This is a genomic window from Paraburkholderia bryophila (assembly GCF_013409255.1).
GTDB lineage: Bacteria > Pseudomonadota > Gammaproteobacteria > Burkholderiales > Burkholderiaceae > Paraburkholderia.
Window position 1 is genome coordinate 3,108,334 of the sequence record NZ_JACCAS010000002.1, and the last position, 18,054, is coordinate 3,126,387.

An 18,054-nucleotide genomic window follows, 5' to 3' on the forward strand; every position below is an offset into this window, starting at 1 on the left:
GGCTCGAAACCCCTCTGAAGCCGATCCGACAATCCCGGTCGCATTACTGAAAGCCAAACCGAAACTATCGGCGCCGCGGATAGTTTCTCTCACGAATAGCGATTTCCCTTGCGGGGCCGCGGCGCATAGGATGGTCGATGTTGGATCATCAGTGCTTCGATCATCCGAAGCCGCGACGGAGGCCCCGCATGGAACACCACGCCCGCACGCAGGACGAACGGCTCGAGATCAAGACCACCACCTGCTACATGTGCGCGTGCCGCTGCGGTATCCGCGTGCATCTGCGCGAAGGCGAGGTGCGCTATATCGACGGCAATCCCGAACATCCGCTCAACCAGGGTGTGATCTGCGCGAAGGGTGCCTCGGGCATCATGAAGCAGTATTCCCCCGCGCGCCTGACCCAGCCGCTGATGCGCAAGCCTGGCGCGGAGCGGGGCAGCGCGCAGTTCGAGCCGGTCACGTGGGAACACGCGTTCGACGTCCTCGAAAAGCGCCTCGGCGCGATTCGCGCCACCGATCCGAAGAAATTCGCGCTGTTCACCGGCCGCGACCAGATGCAGGCGCTGACCGGCCTGTTCGCCAAGCAGTTCGGCACGCCCAATTACGCGGCGCACGGCGGCTTCTGCTCGTCCAACATGGCGGCCGGCATGATCTATACGATCGGCGGCTCGTTCTGGGAATTCGGCGGGCCGGATCTGGACAGCGCGAAGCTGTTCTTCATGATCGGCACCGCCGAAGACCATCATTCGAATCCGCTCAAGATCGCGCTTTCGAAGTTCAAGCGCGCGGGCGGACGCTTTATCGCGATCAATCCGATCCGCACCGGCTACGCCGCGATCGCCGACGAATGGGTGCCGATCAAACCCGGCACCGACGGCGCGCTGTTCATGGCGTTCCTGCACGAACTGATCGCCGCCGACGCCTGGGATCACGAGTTCGTGCAGCGCTACACCAACGCGGCCGAACTCGTCGACCTCGACGAAAGCAGCGCCAACTTCGGCCTGTTCGTGCGCGATCCGCAACGGCCGGCCGGCAATCCGCTGTTTCCGCAGAATCATCTGTGGTGGGACGCCGCTGCCGCGCGCGCGGTGCCGCATCACGCACCGGGCGTGACGCCCGCGCTCGACGGCCGCTACACGCTCGAGGACGGCACGCCGGTCACGCCGTCGTTCGCCTTGCTGCGCGAACGCGTGGCCGCTTGCACGCCCGAATGGGCCGCCGGTATCACGGGCGTCGCGGCGGACACTATCCGCCGCCTCGCCGCTGAGATGGTCCAGGTGAGCCGCGACCATCGCATCACACTGCCGATCCGCTGGACCGACGCCTGGGGCGAAACGCACGAAACGGTCACCGGCAATCCGGTCGCTTTTCACGCCATGCGCGGCCTCGCGGCGCATTCGAACGGTTTCCAGTCGATCCGCGCGCTGGCCGTGCTGATGTCGCTGCTCGGCACGATCGACCGGCCCGGCGGCTTTCGCCACAAGTCGCCGTTTCCGCGCGCGGTGCCGCCGTCCGCGAAACCGCCGAATAGTCCCGACGCCGTCAAGCCGAATACGCCGCTCGCCACGGGCCCACTCGGCTGGCCGGCCGCGCCCGAAGATCTGTTTATCGACGAGCAGGGTGGCCCGGTGCGGATCGACAAGGCCTTCTCGTGGGAATACCCGCTCGCCGTGCATGGCCTGATGCATAGCGTGATCACCAACGCGTGGCGCGGCGACCCGTATCCGATCGATACGCTGATGATTTTCATGGCCAACATGGCGTGGAATTCGTCGATGAATACGATGAAAGTGCGCGAGATGCTGGTCGACAAGCACGCGGACGGCGAGTACAAGATTCCGTTTCTGGTGGTGTGCGATGCGTTCCAGTCGGAGATGACCGCGTTCGCCGATCTGATCCTGCCGGACACCACGTATCTGGAACGCCACGACGCGATGTCGATGCTCGACCGGCCGATCTCCGAATTCGATGGTCCGGTGGATTCGGTGCGCGTGCCGGTCGTACCGCCGACCGGCGAGTGCAAACCGTTCCAGGAAGTGCTGATCGAACTCGCTTCACGCCTGAAATTTCCGGCCTTCACGAGCGCCGACGGAACGCGGCGGTTTCGCGACTATCCCGACTTCGTGGTCAATTTCACGACCGCGCCGGAGTCCGGCGTCGGCTTTCTGATCGGCTGGCGCGGCAAGGACGGCGACAAGGCGCTAGTGGGCGAGCCCAATCCGAACCAATGGGAGCAATACGCAAAGAACAACTGCGTGTTCCATTACCGCTTGCCCGAAGACCTGCAGTACATGCGCAACTGCAATGGGCCGTATCTCGACTGGGCGGTGAAGAAGGGCTTCCGCAAATTCAACGAGCCGATCCTGATCCAGCTTTACTCCGACGTGATGCAGAAATTCCGGCTCGCCGCCCAGGGCCGCACGAGCGGCCGGCAACCGCCGGACCATCTGCGCGCGCGCGTCGAAACGTATTTCGATCCGCTGCCGTTCTGGTATGCGCCGCTGGAAAGCGCCGCGACGGACCTCGAACGTTTCCCACTGGCCGCCGTGACTCAGCGTCCCATGGCGATGTACCACTCGTGGGATTCGCAGAACGCCTGGCTGCGGCAGATTCATGGCGAGAACTATCTGTATATGAATCCGCTGATGGCCGTCGAAAACGGCATTGCCGACGGTAGCTGGATCTACGCCGAATCGCAGTGGGGCCGCGTGCGCTGCATGGCGCGCTTTAGCGAAACGGTCGAGCCGGGCACCGTGTGGACGTGGAACGCCATCGGCAAGGCGGCGGGCGCGTGGAATCTTTCTGCTGACGCGAACGAATCGCAGCGCGGCTTCCTGCTCAATCACCTGATTACCGATGAATTGCCGGCCGGCGACGACACGGCCGCGCGCTTCTCGAACTCGGATCCCATAACAGGGCAGGCCGCGTGGTACGACGTGCGGGTGCGGCTTTATCCGGCGGAAGCGGATGCGAGTCACACGTTGCCGCAATTCGCGGCGATGCCGTCGTTGCCGGGTTCCAACGGCGTGATTTCACGCATCGTGCAGACGTATTTCGCGGGACGCGGGGAGTTCGCCGCGCGATTGCGCGGCGCAAACGGACGTAAGTAATCTGACGTAAGTGATCGGACGTAAGTGATCGGCCGCAAATAATCCGCGCTGCAGGCGAGGAGCGCGGAAGCAGACCGGCGAGCGGCGGAAGACAAGCGGCGGAAGACAAGCAGCGAAGGAGCCTTTGATGACACAGATGGCATTGGTGATCGACCTGAACGTCTGCGTGGGTTGCCACGCTTGCGTGACGAGTTGCAAGGAGTGGAACACGTCGGGCGAATCGGGCAGTCTCGCCGATCTGAATCCGTACGACTCGGACCCGTCCGGCACCTTCTTCAACCGGGTCCAGAGCTTCGAGGCGGGCAGCTTTCCGAACGCCGAAACGATCCATTTTCCGAAGTCGTGCCTGCACTGCGAGGACCCGCCGTGCGTGCCGGTCTGTCCGACCGGTGCGAGCTATAAGCGTAAGGAAGACGGGCTCGTGCTGGTGGACTTCGACCGCTGTATCGGCTGCAAGTACTGCGCGTGGGCGTGTCCGTACGGCGCGCGCGAACTCGACGAATCGCGCAAGGAAATGACCAAGTGCACGCTGTGCGTCGACCGGATTCACGATGAGAACCTCTCCGAGCGCGATCGTCAGCCGGCTTGTGTGCTCGCTTGCCCGACCTCCGCGCGACTGTTCGGCGATATTCACGACCCGGAGTCGGTGGTGTCGAAGGCGATCGAGGAACGCGGCGGCTATCAGTTGATGCCCGAGTGGAACACGCGGCCCGCGAATCACTATTTGCCGCGCGTGCCGACCGAGGCCGCCGGCTGCGGCAGCGGCGCGTGCTCGTGCAAATCCACGGGCTCGGCGACGGACGCGACGGACGCGGCGGATGCGACCGGTGCGCCTGCCTCGCTCGATGCGCAACTCGAGCGCGGTGAATTGCATCTCGCGTCGATAGCGACGCGCATTTAAATAACGAAGGGGACCTCGCGATGAATCCGGCTTTCTCTGTCGTCTTCCTCACCACCTTGAGCGGCGCGGCTCAAGGGCTGCTGATCGCGCTCGTCGGCGTGGAGAGCGCCGCGCAACTGGGGCTGATCGCGTCGCCCGGCGCGGCGTTCTATGTCACCGGCGCGGGCGTGTCGGTGATCCTGGGCGGGCTCGGGCTGATCGCGTCGTTTTTCCATCTGGGGCATCCGGAGCGCGCATGGCGCGCGATCGCGATGTGGCGCACGTCGTGGCTGTCGCGCGAATGTTTGTGCCTGCCGGCGTTTCTCGCCTGCGTGTTTTTCTACGGCGTCGCACATTGGCTGGGCTCGCCGTGGTCGCTCGCGCTCGGCTGGCTCGGCGTGCTGGCGAGCGCCGCGCTGTTCGTCTGCACGGCGATGATTTACGCGTGTCTGCGCTTTCTGCAGGAGTGGGCCACGCCGCTCACGCTGGTCAACTTTGCGTTGCTCGGTTGCGCGTCCGGCTTCACGCTGGCTACCGCGTTGAGTGCGTGGTTCGTGCCTGCGCCGACCGGCGGCCTAGCGTTGTGCGCCTGCGTGCTGACGCTGGCCGGTTGTGCGAGCCGCTCGGCGTCGCTGGTGCGCAATGCGCGTTTGCGGCCGAAGTCGACCGTGCAGAGCGCTACGGGCATTCACAATCCGAAGCTGGTGCAGGTGTCGCGCGGCTTCACCGCCGGCGCGTTCAATCTGCGTGAGTTTTTCCACGGCAAATCGGCCGGCACGTTGCGCGGAATCAAATGGGGTTTTCTGGCGACAGCGTTCGTCGCGCCGGTCGTGTTGATCGCATTGGGGGCGAGCTTGCGTTCGATCGGTGGGTCGCTGAGCTTGCTGGCCGCCGCGTGTCTCGTGCAGTACGCGGGGCTGGTCGCGGAACGCTGGTTTTTCTTCGCCGAAGCGAAGCATCCGCAGAATCTGTACTACGCGCGGGTGGGGTGAGCGGGGAGTCGCGCAGACAAGCTAGCTTTGCGACGTGTTTACTTGCCGGCGCGCGCTGTTCGACGGCGCGGCGCAGCCACGGTCTTCGCGGCGGTAGATTCCGCAGCACCTGGCGCGGCCGGCACGTTTGCCTTCTTGGCCGCCCGGACCGGTTTCGTACTCGTACTATTGGCCAGCGACACGAATACCGAATGGTCGTCGTCGAATAACTGAAGCGTGCCGACCGAAATCAACTCCGCGACACCGTCGCCGAGGTTGGTCACGCGATGCTGCTGCTGTGCGTCGAAATGCAGCGAGTCGCCTGAAGCCAGCAGATATTCTTTCTTGCCGACCGCATAGCTTACCTGGCCCGAGAGCACATAGACGAACTCGTCGCCGCCATGCGCGACCCATTCGGAGCGGTATCCCTCCAGCAACTGCACCTTGACGGCGTTCAGCAGACTGCCGTTGAAGGTGGTGGAGAGTCGTTCGTAGCGCTGCTGGGTGTCGTCGAGCGAATAGGACTCGCGGGCGCCCTGATGCGAATCCGGCTGCTCCTGACGCGGTTGATCGACCAGCACCCCGAGCGGCACGTTCAGCGCCTTGGCGACATTGACGAGCGACGAAATCGAAATCCCCGTCAGATTGCGCTCGACCTGCGACATGAAGCCGATCGACAGGTTCGCTGCCGACGCCACTTCCAGAAGCGTCATTCTGGCTTCCCGGCGCAAGCGGCGAATGCGCTGGCCGATGTGCATGATGTCGGAATCCATGAAGCTCCTTCAAAGCGGCGATAGACAAAGCATGCGGAAAATGTCGCGGCGTCGCCGGCGTTTCACGTTCCGGGAAATCGCTCGAAACACAACCGTCCGGTCGACAATGCAGGCGGCATTGTAGCGCGCCGAATTCGCCGTTTCGTCCGACGATGCCAGCGGTGGGGCGCTTTTCAACCGCCTGCCAGGCGGGGCGGCAGCGCAATTTCACCTTAACCGCAACGCGTGACATTGCCTGAATTCCAGCATGGGCGCGCCTTTCCGCTTCCTTTCGCTTATTCCCAGGTTCGTTTGCGAATTTTAGTAGGAGTAAAATTTAAGCTTGACGCAATTTTTAGCTCAAGGTAATTTTGAAAAGCGGTCCCGGCCGTTGCGTGCGCCTGATCGATAAACAAAACATGGGCATCCGATGATAGATCGACTGAAATACAGCTTCTCCAGCCTCGCGCCCTATAACGCCAGCGTCGCCGATACGCACGCCGGGCTCTCGCGACTCATGCAGCAGCGCGGCCTCGATGCGCTGCTGGTCAACTCGCAGGACGAGTTCGTCAGCGAATATTTGCCGCGCTGTAACGACCCGCGTTATGCGCTGTCCGCGTTCAACGGTTCGACCGGCAACGGCGTGTTTTTGTCGGAAGCGGTCGCGCTCGAACTCGGCCTGCCGCAATTCCTGTTGTTCGTCGATGGCCGCTACCATCTGCAGGCCGATCAGCAATGCGATCCGCAACGGGTGCAGGTGCAGAAGCTGGCGTTGGGCGTGCCGATGTGGAAGGCCATCGCCGACTGGCTGATCGCGCATTCGGCGCGCGTCAACGCCGTGGGCTACGACGCGCTGCGGATGAGCGTCGCGCAACGCGAAGGCATGCTCGAAGCGACCGCGCAGACGAGTCTCACGTGGACCAGCCTGACCGGCCGGGAAGTGGACAGCGCGATCGATTTGCCCGGCTGGAAAGTGGATCGGCCGATCTTCGAGTTGCCGGAGTCGGTGACCGGATCGAGCGTCGCGCAAAACATCGCAACGCTGAATCAGCGCGTTCACGCGCGGCTAGGGGAAGCGCAGCCAGATAACGTGCAACCAGGTGAAGCGCAGCCGACAACCTGCTTCCTGACCTGCGTGGCGGACGACATCAGCTTTCTGCTGAACAGTCGCGGCTATCACCTTCCTAATGCGTCGTCGCATCTCGGTTTTCTGTTCGTGATCGGCGAGCAGGCCGTGCTGTTCCTGCCGGAAGGATGCGATGAGTGTCCGGTGGAACTGCGCTCGTATCCGTCGTTGCGGGTGGTCCGTCGCGATACGGACGAACTGGCGCGGGTGTTGGGCGAGTTCGAGGTTCAGCAGGTGTGCTACAGCGCCGAGGCGGTCAATTGCGCGTTGCCTGACGCGGTGCGCCGTATCTGGCCGACGGCCGCGCATACGGATTTCAGCCCGGTCGAATCGATGCGGGTCGGCAAGACGCCCGAGGTGCTGGACCAGTTCCGCGACGCGTTCGCGCGCAGTTCGGCGGCGATTGCCGAGACCATGCGCTGGACCAAGTCGGGCGATGGACAACGCCGCTCGGAATACGATCTCGCGCGCACGATCAACGACGCTTATGGCGCGCGTGGCGCCGTCGGGCTGTCGTTCACGTCGATTGCGGCGAACGGCGCGAACAGCGCGTCGGCGCATTACTCGGCGGCCAGCGCCGAGGTCGATCTGCAGGAAGGCGAGTTGGTGCTGCTGGATAGCGGCGCGTACTACGAAAGCGGTTTCGCGACCGATTGCACGCGCGTGGTATTGCGCAAAACCGATCCGCAGACCCGGGCGCGACCGTGGCAGAAAGAGATCTACACGGTCGCGTTGAAGGCGTGCATCAAAGGTCTGGTCACGCAGTTTCCCGCCGACACGACCGGCGCGGAAGTCGACGCCACCGTGCGCGCGGTCTGTCAGCAGCACGGCTACGATTTCGGGCACGGCACCGGGCACGGCGTCGGCATTCACGTTCATGAAAGCGGCGTGCGCTTCGCGCCGGGGGCGACGTACGGTCTCGTGCCCGGCGCGGTGATTTCGGTCGAACCGGGCATCTATCTGGCGGGCAAGGGCGGCGTCCGGATCGAGAACATCGTGATCATTCATCCGAGCGCCACGCAAGCCGGCAAGATGGAATTCGAGAATATCGTGGCCGTGGGTTACGACTGGGATCTGATCGACCTCGATCTGCTCGACGAAAGCGAGCGGGACTATCTGCGTGACTACGAGCGGCTGTGTGCCGAGCGCGGCACGAGTGTCACGGCGTGCCCGTTGCTGTAGGCCAGTCTTTCAGGCGGCCTTGCGTCGCATCTGGCCGACGGACAGCCACAGCGCGGACACCAGAAAATAGATCGCGCCCACCGCCGCGTACGCCGCCACTCGGGAGATAACCGGCGGCGTGGCCGTGTGGGCTTGCACGATAAAGAACGTGCCTGCGATCGCCGACTGCGCGCCGCTCAAAATCATGGCCCACTGCGCGCCGAATTGTTTCCAGCGGCGCGCTGCCGTGCCGAGTTGAAGCAGCCCGGCCAGTATCGCCCAAATGCCAAACACGCCCAGTACCCAGCTCATGTCGACGCTCAAGGCAACGACCACCGCGGTCGTCGTCAGGATACTGATGACGACATTGATTGCCTGAGTACGGCTTTCGGCCATTCCGCCCGTGCGCGACATGTCGATGTAATTAGCCAGCGCATCCCATGCCGGATAGACGACCAGCAGCGCGGCGCCGGCCTCCGGGGAATGCTGTCCGAGGGAGAAAGCAAGCGCGACCCAGGCAACGGAAAACGCTGCCCGAATGAAGTAATACTGCGTGAGCCACCGTTCTTCGCGAGCACGTGTGGGATCGGTGCGGCGATCGTTCATTGCAACTCCTTCTGGATTGTCGACGACCGGAGTCGTCGATAGATTCTGGGCGCCTGGTCGGCCGACAACGCCAGGCGGTTGCCCGCGCAGCGTGCGTCGGCCGCATGACTTACATCGGGGGCGCGACGCCGTCCTTTTCGACGACGACGAAGTTACCGTCGTAAGCGCCGTCTTTCCCATGAATCGCCACCACGAAGACCTGCTTGCCTGCCTTCAGATCGTCGCGCGTTGCGGGAATGAGCGTGACGACCGGCGCGTTGGCCGGCACGTTGATGACGTTGGTGCCGCCCTTGTACGACAGTTTCAGATCGCGGCCGCTGGTGCCTTGCACCACGGTGTCGACGTTGGCGTTTGTCATCGACGTGTTGGCGCCGAGGTCCCAGGCATAGTGTCCCTCTCCCGTACCGCGCGCGGCTTCGGGGAACACCAGCACCTCCTTGGCGACCAGCTTGCCGTCCGGTCCGGGCGTTGCCGCAGCGCCGACGTATGAGCCGGGTTTGATGTCCGAAAGCTGGACGGCCTTCACGGCGTTCAGGTGCGTCGAGTCCTTCATCTGGATCGTGACGGTGTCGCCGCTGCGGCGGTGTACCTGCAGCGTGTTGCCCGAGAACGACTCGATCGCGCCTCGGATCCGTTCGGGCTTGTCGGTGGACGATTGAGCGAAGGCCGTTCCGGCGAGCGTCAGCGCCAGGGTGGAAATAGCGAGTTTGAGGCGAATCGACATGAATGCTCCGTATGTGCAGTAGTGGTGTGAAACTTGAAGTTGAAGCTGGAACTTGAGGCTTGACGTTGAATCTTGATGTTGAAGCTTGGCGTGAGTGAAAACTTGCGGCGCCGGCTCAGGAACCTCCGAACCAGTTGTACCCCTGGTTTTCCCAATATCCGCCGGGAAACTCGTTGGTGATCGTGATCGCCACGATGTGTTTCGGGTTCTTGTAGCCGAGCTTGGTCGGCATCCGAAGCTTCATCGGGAAGCCGTACCGCGCGGGCAGAATGTTGCCGTCGTAGGTCAACGTGAGCTGGGTCTGGGGATGCAGTGCCGTGGGCATGTCGATGCTGGTCCAGTAGTCGTCGGCGCAATGCAAGGCGACATACTTCGCCGTCGTATCCGCTTCGACCAGCGCGAGGAAATCGGAAAATCGCACGCCGCCCCATTTCCCTATGGCGCTCCAGCCTTCAATGCAGATGTGCCGGGTGACCTGGCTTTGTTGCGGCAACGCGCGCAGTTCGGCGAGCGTCCAGCGGGCTTTGCCTTTGACCCGTCCTTTCAACTCGAGACGATAGGCCTGAGGATCGACGACCGGCACCTGATCGATGTCGTAGTACGCATTGAATGGAAACGGCTGCGTGATCATCGACTCGGGGTAAGTCGGCGCGAGCTCGCGCGGGTCGAACAGGCGTGCCTGGGCGTCGTCGTTGAAGGCGGAGACTCTGCGTAACATCGTCTCGACCGATTTGTCGGTCTTCAGGTCGCAACCCGACAGCAGCATCAAACCGCCGAGCGTGAGGATTCTTTTACCCAGCAAGCGTCGTGCGAAGGATTGAAGTTCACCTCGTGCATCCTTGACGATGGAAGCCGCGTCGGGTCGATATGCCGGAGCGGGCATAGCGCCGCGTTTTGGGGAGTTCATCTTTAGCGGCCTCGAATGATCGTCAGCAAGGAACGTGGAACTAGGGCGACCATGGTTACGTGCACGATCAGAAATCCAACGAGTCCACTCATGGCGACAAAATGGACGACGCGCGCGTTATCGAAGCCCCCCATCAGCGTGCGCAGAAGCGGGAATTGCACGGGTTTCCATACCGTCAGACCCGACAGAACGACAAGTGCGATGTCGGCAAGCACGGCAAGGTAAGCCAACTTCTGGACGGCGTTGTACTGGGTCGGATCAGCGTGCGCCAGCTTGCCTCGCATGGCGGCAAGCAGATCCGAGCCGACGGCGCGAAGCGTGACCGGAAACAGCTTCGTGCGCAGGCGTCCCGTCGCGATGCTCAGCCCCAGATACGCAACAAAGTTAATGACGAGGATCCACATGATCGCGAAGTGCCAGAGCAGCGCACCGCCTAGCCAACTGCCCAGCGTGATGGCGGCGGGAAACCTGAGGCTCGGGAAAATAGGCGACGCGTTATAGATCTGCCAGCCGCTCATGCACATCGCAATCACTGCGGCGGCATTGAACCAGTGAAAAATGCGGACGTAAGCGGGGTGGGCAAGCGTGCTGTTCATGGGAGCATTGGGCATCGGGTTGTCGGCGTGACGGCGTGACGGCGTGTTGGCGTGTTGGCGCAGGAAGGAGGCCGTCTCGGGCGACTCGATCGATGGGCTTCGGTTCGGTGTGAGAATCGCATCCGGCGCAGGTTGACGCCATCGGTCGAATGACCGATCCCCGGGGTAGGGAGGTGGTGAGGTGGGGTTTCGGTTTGTTGCGCCCGCTGCGTCACTGGCGTGCCGCAGGGCTTCGGCGATCGGCTTGCGCTGACTGGGATCAGCGCTGCCGGTCGTTTTATCTGATAACTACCGCGCAACAACCGCGCGATGCGTCACGCAGCATTGCGCGGCCGCTGCCGTCAACTTCGAATGGCGCGCGGCCGCATGGCCCGCTTTCACCCGCATGCGCCGACCTCGCCGCACGCCGTGCAAAAGTCGCAGCCGTCCTTGCGAATCACCGCATTCGCGCCGCACGACCCGCATTTGCGTCCGAGCATGGTCTGCAGTCCGAGCACGCCGCCGGCCTGCGCCGACGTGGCGGCGTCATCGCCATCGTCCGGAGTCGGCCGGATGCCGAAGTCCGCCGACAACGCCGTTTCCGCCTTCATCTGCCCGCGCGGCAAACGCGCCAGCCTACGCGACGGCACCTGATTGCCCTCGGCGTCGAGAAAGCCGCGTCGGTGCAGAATCTGCTGGATCGCGAACGCGAGCGCGGCCACTTCCGAATCGTGCCAGCGTGGCGTGCGATGACCGTCGAGCCGCTGCACGTCGCCGAGCCGCACCTGCCCGCGATCCCACGACACCTTGCGCATGTCCTGCAGATTGCGCGCGACGAACCCGCCGCGTGCGGCCAGCGACAACGAGCGCATGGTCGCCGTGATCCATTGCTGCGATTCGTCGCGCTGACCGGTCGGAATAAAGAACTCGATAGGACGCTCGATGCTGACCTCTTCGCCGCCCAGCCGCCCCGTGACTTCGATAAACGACACCGCCACATACAGCGACTTCTTGCCGGCCTGGGTCAGATATTCGACCTTCTCGATGATCGCCGGCAGTTCGCCTTTGGGCCGATGGTCGATCGCGATTCGCAGCGGATCCTGATCGTTGTCGGCCAGCGAGTCCTCCGCTTGCGCCGGCGGCGGGCTCACGCTGAGCACCGCGCCGAGCGTCTCGTTCGGGCGATACGTGGCGAGGCCCTTGAGGCCGTTTTTCCAGGCGTCGAAATAGAGGCTTTCGAACGCGTCGAACGGATAGTCGGCGGGGACGTTGACCGTCTTCGAGATCGATGTGTCCACATACGGTTGCACGGCCGCCATCATGTCGAGATGGTCGCGCGCCGACATCTCCAGCGCGCTGACGAAGTACTCCGGCAGCTTGCCGACATCGCCGCCCAGCTCGCGATATAGCCGGTATGCGTAGTCTTCGACGTCGAACGATTCGCGGCCGCCGTCGGCCATCACCTTCATGCGCGTGTAGGTCCACGAGAAGGCCGGCTCGATGCCGTTCGACGCGTTGTCCGCGAACGCGAGGCTCACCGTGCCGGTCGGCGCGATCGAGAGCAGATGGCTGTTGCGAATGCCGTCGCGGCGAATCGCCGCCTTCAGGTCGTCGGGCAGACGCGACGCGAAGGTGCCCGCTTCCAGATAGCGGCCGGCGTCGAACAGCGGAAACGCGCCGCGCTCGCGCGCCAACTCCACCGATGCGCGATACGCTTCGTCGCGCATCAGCCGCGCGATCCGCACCGCGAAGTCGCGGCCGGCCTGCGAGTTGTAGCGCAGGCCGAGCATCACGAGCGTGTCGCCGAGCCCGGTGAAGCCGACGCCGATGCGCCGCTTCGCGTGCGACTCGTCGTATTGCTGCGGCAGCGGCCACAGCGTGACGTCGAGCACGTCGTCGAGAAAGCGCACTTGCGTGCGGGTGCGTTGGGCGAGGCCGTCCCAGTCGAACGACGGCGTGCCGCCTTTCATCTGCGCGAACGGTTCGATCACGAAGCGCGTCAGGTTGAGCGGCCCGAGGTTGCAGCAGCCGTACGCAGGCAACGGCTGTTCGCCGCACGGATTGGTCGCGCGGATGGTTTCGACCGCGCGCAGATTGTTGTCCTCGTTCATCCGCGAGATGAATACGATGCCCGGTTCGGCGACGTCGTAGGTGGAGCGCATGATGCGCTCCCAGATCGCGCGCGCCGGGCGTTCGCTGTACACCCACAGGCCGTCGTCGCGCTGCCGCATGTCGTTGGCCGCGCGTAGCGCCGGCGACGGCTCGCCGCGATGCACGAGCTGCCAGGGCTGATCGGCTTCGACGGCCCGCATGAAGGCGTCGGTGACGCCGACCGAGACGTTGAAGTTGTTCCAGCGGCCTTTCGAATGCTTGGCCTCGATGAATTCGAGCAGGTCGGGGTGGTCGCAGTCGAGCACCGCCATCTGCGCGCCGCGCCGCGAACCCGCGCTTTCGACGGTGCGGCACGACGCGTCGAACACGTCCATATAGCTGCACGGTCCGGACGCCGATGAACTGGTGCTGTGAACCCGCGCGCCCTTGGGGCGGATCGCCGAGAAGTTGTAGCCGACGCCGCCGCCGCGGCGCATGGTTTCGGCCGCTTGCAGCAACGCGACGTAGATGCCGGGCAGGCCTTGTTCGTCGACGCCCTGAATCGCGTCGCCGACCGGCTGCACGAAGCAGTTGATCAGCGTGGCGGCGATGCCGGTGCCGGCCGCGCTCATGATGCGGCCCGCGCCGAGCGCACCGTGCCGCAGATTGTCGACGAAGCGCGCTTCTACGGATTCACGTAGCGCTTCCGGCTCGGCCTGGGCGACGCCGTGGGCGACGCGCTGGAACACGTCGTCGACCGATTGCTCGTCGCCTTTCGCGTATTTTTCAAGCAGGACGTCGACGGAGAACTGTTGCGGTGCGACGAGCGGGGCCGGGGCGGCCGATGCGGTGCGGGTGTCCGGCGTGTCTTCTGCCATGGTATGCCCTCGGACGACGCCGCGAGACACGCGGCGCGCTGGGTGGAAACGCGAGAGTCACGGTAGCCGGACAGCGAAGCCGGCGCGGTGACGGGGCGCAATCTCCTGCACCTTAGCTCAGCGCGCGAGGGGTCGCAATCGGAAGGGGTTTTGCATCGCGGGATGACACGTGGCGCCTGAGGGAGGCGCTATGCGGCGGGTCTTGTGGCGGGGCCACCGGAAAACGGAAAAACTTCAGGCTTCGGCGAATTCACCCAGCAGTTCGGCGCAAATCATTGCCGACGCATTCGCGGGCGCCGGCCGCTCGGCCGGTTTGAACACCGCGTCGCCGCGGCGGATCTTGCGGCGCGACACCGCGCAGGTGCCGGACGTGTGCGCCGACCGGCGGCGCCAGCGCTGCTCGCCATAATGACATTTCCCCGGTTCGACCCATCGGATCACCAGCGTCGTATCGGAGCGTTCGAGAATTTCGATGCGCACGCCGTTGGTACCGTCAAGGGGGATGGACTCTAAGGTCATCATCATCGGCTCCGTATTGTGGTGTGCCGAATGTAGTCCTGCGCGGGCTAGATAGCCATTGTGTCCGAGTTGAAACACTGTTCTCGAATTAGCAACAATGAAACTTGACATTCACCTGTGCCCGCCACGGCGGGGTTTTACGGGCCTGATGACGGCAATTTAGAGATAAGGCGGATTTTTGCAACGCAGTGTTGTTCGTAGCGCGACGAGAGTCCCGCCCGTTAAGGCCGACGGCGCTTCCTTTAAGATGTCGTTATCGATGAGCGACCGTGGCATGCCAGTTTAGCGGTTCTGGTTTTTTCCGGTCGGCTCGCGCGCACTTGAGGAAAGTTGCCTTGGGTCGCGCTTCCACGCTTTGATAAAACCACCAGAGATCACATGAATTCACGCCCGCCTGTCACGCCACCTGAGTCGCCATCCGTCACGCCACCCGAATCGCCAACCTCGCCCGAGCGTCTGAAAAAGCAGCGGACCGCGTCGCTCGTGCTGTACATCGGGTTGGTGCTGCTGGCGTTGTGGGTCGTGCGCGATTTCATCGCGGTGGCGGCCTGGGCGAGCGTGCTGGCAATCGCGCTGTGGCCGCTGCTGCGCAAGATCGAAGGGCACGGCTGGTTCCGTGGCCGCACCACGTTGATCGCCACGGTGTTGACGCTCGCGATCGCGTTGCTGGTGGTGCTGCCGGTCGGCATCGGGATTGCGCAGGCGTTACGCGAGGCGCACGACATGACCGACTGGTTCAAGACCGTGCAGGAAAACGGCATTGCGTTGCCGGACTTCGTTCAGCACCTGCCGTTCGGCGTGCAACAGGTTTCCGCGTGGTGGCAAGCTAACCTCGCGCAGCCGCTGCGCGATTCGGCGGCGATGAAGGGCTTGCACAGCACCACCGTGATGACGCTCGGCCGCCATTTCGGCGCGCGCGCGGCGCATGCGGTGATGGTGTTCGCGTTCATGCTCGTCACGCTGTTCGTGATCTTTCAGGCAGGGCCGCGTTTGTCCGGGTCGCTCTCCACCGGTATGCGGCGCGGTTTCGGCGAGGCTGGCGCGCAGCTTCTGCAACGCATGGCCACGGCCGTGCGCGGCACCGTGTCGGGGCTGGTGGTGGTGGGACTCGGTGAAGGTGCGTTGCTCGGCGTGGCTTATGCGGTGACCGGCTTGCCGCATGTCGCGTTGCTCGCGTTGATCACCGCGATCGCCGCGATGCTGCCGTTCTGCGCGCCGCTCACGTTCGGCCTCGCGGCGTTGTGGCTGTTGTCGCAAGGGTCGGTAGCGGCGGCCATCGGGCTCGCGGTGTTCGGCTCGGTCGTGGTGTTCGTCGCCGAGCATTTCGTCCGGCCTGTGCTGATCGGCAACTCGACGCGCCTGCCGTTCCTGCTCGTGCTGTTCGGCATTCTCGGCGGCGCGGAAACCTTCGGTCTGCTGGGCATTTTTATCGGCCCGGCGTTGATGACCGTCTTGATGGTGTTGTGGACCGACCTTGTGCAATAGTTGCACGCGGATTTCAGGTCCGTTTCAAGGGCGGCCGGTCGAGGGGTGATCCAGCGGTTGTGGTGGCGTTGGCGTTGGCGTTGGCGTTGGCGTTTTCACGCAGCCGAGCGTGTACTTCAGCGCGGCCGGTAGCAGCGCGCTCCAGACATCCCACGTGTGGGCGCCGTCGACGATACGCAGCGCCGCCGGATTGCCCGCCAGCCGCAGATGCGTGTACAGCGACGACGCATCGGCCTGGATCGCGAGATCGTCGTCGCCGGCGGCGATGAACATCGGCAGACGATACGGCCGGCTCATATAGCGGTCCCACTGCGCCGGATAGTTGAGGTCATGCCAGACGCGCGGATCGAATTCGCGCTCGCCGAAGACCCCCACGCGTCGCGCCGCCGACGCGCGCGGCGGTTCGTTCGCGTAGATCGCGGGGCTCAGCAGCATGGCGCCGCAAAAGCGTTCCGGCTGCGTCAGCGCGTAACGCAGCGCGCCGAAGCCACCCATCGACACTCCACCGATCATGCGGCCGCCGCGCTGCGTCGACACGGCGTAGCGTGATTCGATCTCGGGCAGCAGATCGTCGAAGAACGCTGTCTCCATCTTCTCCTTGCGATCGACGTACCAGTCGGTGCCGCCTTGCGGCATCACGATCGCGACCGGCGGCATGTCCCTGTGGTCGATCAGCGCGTCGGCGGCGCTTTGCAGATGGCCTTGCGTGAGCCAGTCGTTGGCGTCGCCGTTATTGCCGTGCAGGAGATAGAGCACCGGAATGCGGGCGGCGTCGTGACGATAGCCGGTCGGCAGATAGATCGTGTACGACCAGTCGCGGCCGAGCGCGTCGGCATGGAAGCTGCGGCTGATCACGGTGCTGGCGCAAGCCGCGCCGTGAGCGACGACGCACAGCGCAACGAGTGCGGAGTGTAGGAATGGACGCATTCAAGGCGAGGTACGAAGCCGCGCGCCGACCAGCCGCGAAGCGAGCCGCTTGAGCGGCTTTTCCCCCAGCGCGACGGCCAGCAGCGCGCCGACCGCGACGGCATCGGCGAGCAGGCCGAGCGGGTAGTTGAGGTAACCGTCCGTGGCCGCATACAGCACCGAATCGACCACGAGCGAAATCACCGCGCCGGCGATAAAGCACAGCAGCCCCTTGCGGCCGATCACGCCGACCCACGGCAGCCATTGCGCGAGTTTCCTGGCCCAGCCAAGCTGAATCAGATTCGCGACGAGCCATGCAATCGCAAGAAAATTGACCGCGCGCAGATAGGACAGGTTCTGTTTGAAACTCGCATCGAGCGGCTCGCGCTCGATAAACAGTTTGTAGTAAGCCCCGGCCGCCACCGCGGCGAACGCCAGCACGCTGACCAGCCAGCCGAACCGGTGCGCACTGATGCGCTGATACACCGGCTGGCAACGGGCCAGCACGCCGAGCACGAACAGCAATTGCCACGCGAACGGGTTGAAGTCCCACTGCATGTCCGGCGCGGCGGGCAAATACGCGGTGATCGCCGGGGCGCCTGCCCACAGCGCGACGCTGCCGGCCAGCAACCACCACGGCTTGCTGCGCGCGAGCGGCAGGATCATCGGCACCAGTGCGGCGAAGAACGCGTACATCGGCAGCACGGAGGCGAGATACGGCTGGCGGCGGAACAGCAGGATGTCGCGCAACGCGGCGACGGGGGCGTCCATCAGATCGTCCAGGTCGGTGGTGGCGAGATTCGGCCCGTCGATGCTGAACGCCGTCAGCACCGCGCTGACTAGCAGCATCAGCGCGGCAGTGACCAGGAACGCCCGGTAGATTTCCAGCGAACGCCGCAGGAAGCGGCCGCGCGCGATCGTCTCATTGCGCCGTTCGGCCAGCGCCGCGTAGGCCGTGGCGGTGGCGAAGCCGCCCAGGAACACGAAGACTTCGGCGGCATCGCACAGCGCGTAAGCGTGCAGCGTGACGCGCGACAGAATGCTGCCGCCAATATGGTCGACGACGATGATCAGAAGGACCAGTCCGCGGAAAAAGTCGAGCTCGATCAGACGGGATTGCGATGCTTGCATGGTGTGACGCCAAAAGCAGCCTCGTGGGACGGCGCGCTGCTTCAGCGCGGCAAACGTCTCAAGTGACTTTGGAAATGGGGGCGAGCTGCGGCGGATGAATGATCTACGCGCTCGGCGTCGCCGTTTTCAATCGGGCGGCCTGGGGCAGGCTCGATTGCAGAGGGCAGTAAAAATGACCCGTGTGACGACGCTGAGTTCCGCTGCAGCGCCGCGAAAGCTTACGATTATATTT

The 18,054-nt window shown here is 64.0% G+C and carries 14 protein-coding genes; 5 read left to right on the forward strand and 9 right to left on the reverse strand.

Annotated elements, in window-relative coordinates; all coding sequences use genetic code 11:
• Positions 1 to 188 precede the first annotated feature (188 nt).
• The 3 genes from GGD40_RS34840 (at position 189) to GGD40_RS34850 (ending at position 4,982) form a co-directional block, all read left to right on the forward strand.
• A complete protein-coding gene (locus GGD40_RS34840) occupies positions 189 to 3,110 on the forward strand; it encodes a molybdopterin-dependent oxidoreductase (protein WP_179746777.1) in 2,922 nt (973 codons plus the stop codon).
• A gap of 127 nt (positions 3,111 to 3,237) precedes the next feature.
• Positions 3,238 to 4,011: a 4Fe-4S dicluster domain-containing protein gene (locus tag GGD40_RS34845; protein WP_179746778.1), complete on the forward strand. Its 774-nt coding sequence runs from the start codon at positions 3,238 to 3,240 to the stop codon at positions 4,009 to 4,011.
• Positions 4,012 to 4,031: 20 nt separating this feature from the next.
• Positions 4,032 to 4,982: a dimethyl sulfoxide reductase anchor subunit family protein gene (locus tag GGD40_RS34850; RefSeq protein WP_179713815.1), complete on the forward strand. Its 951-nt coding sequence runs from the start codon at positions 4,032 to 4,034 to the stop codon at positions 4,980 to 4,982.
• A 38-nt stretch (positions 4,983 to 5,020) separates the two neighbouring features.
• Here GGD40_RS34850 and GGD40_RS34855 read toward each other — a convergent pair whose 3' ends face one another.
• Complete coding sequence (locus GGD40_RS34855; protein WP_179713814.1) at positions 5,021 to 5,734, reverse strand: helix-turn-helix domain-containing protein; 714 nt, start codon at positions 5,732 to 5,734, stop codon at positions 5,021 to 5,023.
• A 409-nt stretch (positions 5,735 to 6,143) separates the two neighbouring features.
• On the opposite strand from GGD40_RS34855, the gene GGD40_RS34860 reads away from it, so the two are divergent.
• A complete protein-coding gene (locus GGD40_RS34860) occupies positions 6,144 to 8,021 on the forward strand; it encodes a M24 family metallopeptidase (protein ID WP_179746779.1) in 1,878 nt (625 codons plus the stop codon).
• Between the two features lie 9 nt (positions 8,022 to 8,030).
• On the opposite strand, the gene GGD40_RS34865 is transcribed toward GGD40_RS34860, so the two are convergent.
• From GGD40_RS34865 to GGD40_RS34890, 6 genes are all read right to left on the reverse strand, one after another.
• Positions 8,031 to 8,606 carry a DUF308 domain-containing protein gene (locus tag GGD40_RS34865; RefSeq protein WP_179746780.1) on the reverse strand — a complete coding sequence of 192 codons (576 nt, stop codon included), beginning with the start codon at positions 8,604 to 8,606 and terminating at the stop codon, positions 8,031 to 8,033.
• Positions 8,607 to 8,715: 109 nt separating this feature from the next.
• Positions 8,716 to 9,330, reverse strand: coding sequence for a DUF5666 domain-containing protein (locus GGD40_RS34870; RefSeq protein ID WP_035556710.1), 615 nt, complete (start codon positions 9,328 to 9,330; stop codon positions 8,716 to 8,718).
• A gap of 115 nt (positions 9,331 to 9,445) precedes the next feature.
• Positions 9,446 to 10,237 carry a molybdopterin-dependent oxidoreductase gene (locus tag GGD40_RS34875; RefSeq protein ID WP_373565403.1) on the reverse strand — a complete coding sequence of 264 codons (792 nt, stop codon included), beginning with the start codon at positions 10,235 to 10,237 and terminating at the stop codon, positions 9,446 to 9,448.
• A 2-nt stretch (positions 10,238 to 10,239) separates the two neighbouring features.
• On the reverse strand, positions 10,240 to 10,833 hold the full coding sequence (locus tag GGD40_RS34880; RefSeq protein ID WP_179746782.1) for a cytochrome b/b6 domain-containing protein: 594 nt from the start codon (positions 10,831 to 10,833) through the stop codon (positions 10,240 to 10,242).
• A gap of 377 nt (positions 10,834 to 11,210) precedes the next feature.
• A complete protein-coding gene (locus GGD40_RS34885) occupies positions 11,211 to 13,781 on the reverse strand; it encodes an adenosylcobalamin-dependent ribonucleoside-diphosphate reductase (protein ID WP_179746783.1) in 2,571 nt (856 codons plus the stop codon).
• A gap of 234 nt (positions 13,782 to 14,015) precedes the next feature.
• The gene (locus GGD40_RS34890) at positions 14,016 to 14,300 is read right to left on the reverse strand and encodes a DUF3331 domain-containing protein (RefSeq protein WP_035563070.1); all 285 of its coding nucleotides are present in this window, start codon (positions 14,298 to 14,300) and stop codon (positions 14,016 to 14,018) included.
• A 378-nt stretch (positions 14,301 to 14,678) separates the two neighbouring features.
• Here GGD40_RS34890 and GGD40_RS34895 point away from each other — a divergent pair, with 378 nt between their 5' ends.
• Positions 14,679 to 15,785, forward strand: a complete 1,107-nt coding sequence (locus GGD40_RS34895; protein WP_179746784.1) for an AI-2E family transporter — start codon at positions 14,679 to 14,681, stop codon at positions 15,783 to 15,785.
• A 24-nt stretch (positions 15,786 to 15,809) separates the two neighbouring features.
• Here GGD40_RS34895 and GGD40_RS34900 read toward each other — a convergent pair whose 3' ends face one another.
• Together GGD40_RS34900 and GGD40_RS34905 are read right to left on the reverse strand one after the other, a co-directional pair.
• Positions 15,810 to 16,712, reverse strand: a complete 903-nt coding sequence (locus tag GGD40_RS34900) for an alpha/beta hydrolase (RefSeq protein WP_179746785.1) — start codon at positions 16,710 to 16,712, stop codon at positions 15,810 to 15,812.
• Positions 16,713 to 17,822, reverse strand: coding sequence for an OpgC domain-containing protein (locus tag GGD40_RS34905; RefSeq protein WP_179746786.1), 1,110 nt, complete (start codon positions 17,820 to 17,822; stop codon positions 16,713 to 16,715). It lies immediately after the preceding gene.
• Between the last annotated feature and the right edge of the window lie 232 nt (positions 17,823 to 18,054).

What these genes read in the sequence shown, in the direction of transcription:
- GGD40_RS34840 (WP_179746777.1), top strand. Translation starts at nt 189, where the DNA reads ATGGAACACCACGCCCGCACGCAGGACGAACGGCTCGAGATCAAGACC.
- GGD40_RS34845 (WP_179746778.1), top strand. Translation starts at nt 3,238, where the DNA reads ATGACACAGATGGCATTGGTGATCGACCTGAACGTCTGCGTGGGTTGC.
- GGD40_RS34850 (WP_179713815.1), top strand. Translation starts at nt 4,032, where the DNA reads ATGAATCCGGCTTTCTCTGTCGTCTTCCTCACCACCTTGAGCGGCGCG.
- GGD40_RS34855 (WP_179713814.1), bottom strand. Translation starts at nt 5,734, where the DNA reads ATGGATTCCGACATCATGCACATCGGCCAGCGCATTCGCCGCTTGCGC.
- GGD40_RS34860 (WP_179746779.1), top strand. Translation starts at nt 6,144, where the DNA reads ATGATAGATCGACTGAAATACAGCTTCTCCAGCCTCGCGCCCTATAAC.
- GGD40_RS34865 (WP_179746780.1), bottom strand. Translation starts at nt 8,606, where the DNA reads ATGAACGATCGCCGCACCGATCCCACACGTGCTCGCGAAGAACGGTGG.
- GGD40_RS34870 (WP_035556710.1), bottom strand. Translation starts at nt 9,330, where the DNA reads ATGTCGATTCGCCTCAAACTCGCTATTTCCACCCTGGCGCTGACGCTC.
- GGD40_RS34875 (WP_373565403.1), bottom strand. Translation starts at nt 10,237, where the DNA reads ATGAACTCCCCAAAACGCGGCGCTATGCCCGCTCCGGCATATCGACCC.
- GGD40_RS34880 (WP_179746782.1), bottom strand. Translation starts at nt 10,833, where the DNA reads ATGAACAGCACGCTTGCCCACCCCGCTTACGTCCGCATTTTTCACTGG.
- GGD40_RS34885 (WP_179746783.1), bottom strand. Translation starts at nt 13,781, where the DNA reads ATGGCAGAAGACACGCCGGACACCCGCACCGCATCGGCCGCCCCGGCC.
- GGD40_RS34890 (WP_035563070.1), bottom strand. Translation starts at nt 14,300, where the DNA reads ATGACCTTAGAGTCCATCCCCCTTGACGGTACCAACGGCGTGCGCATC.
- GGD40_RS34895 (WP_179746784.1), top strand. Translation starts at nt 14,679, where the DNA reads ATGAATTCACGCCCGCCTGTCACGCCACCTGAGTCGCCATCCGTCACG.
- GGD40_RS34900 (WP_179746785.1), bottom strand. Translation starts at nt 16,712, where the DNA reads ATGCGTCCATTCCTACACTCCGCACTCGTTGCGCTGTGCGTCGTCGCT.
- GGD40_RS34905 (WP_179746786.1), bottom strand. Translation starts at nt 17,822, where the DNA reads ATGCAAGCATCGCAATCCCGTCTGATCGAGCTCGACTTTTTCCGCGGA.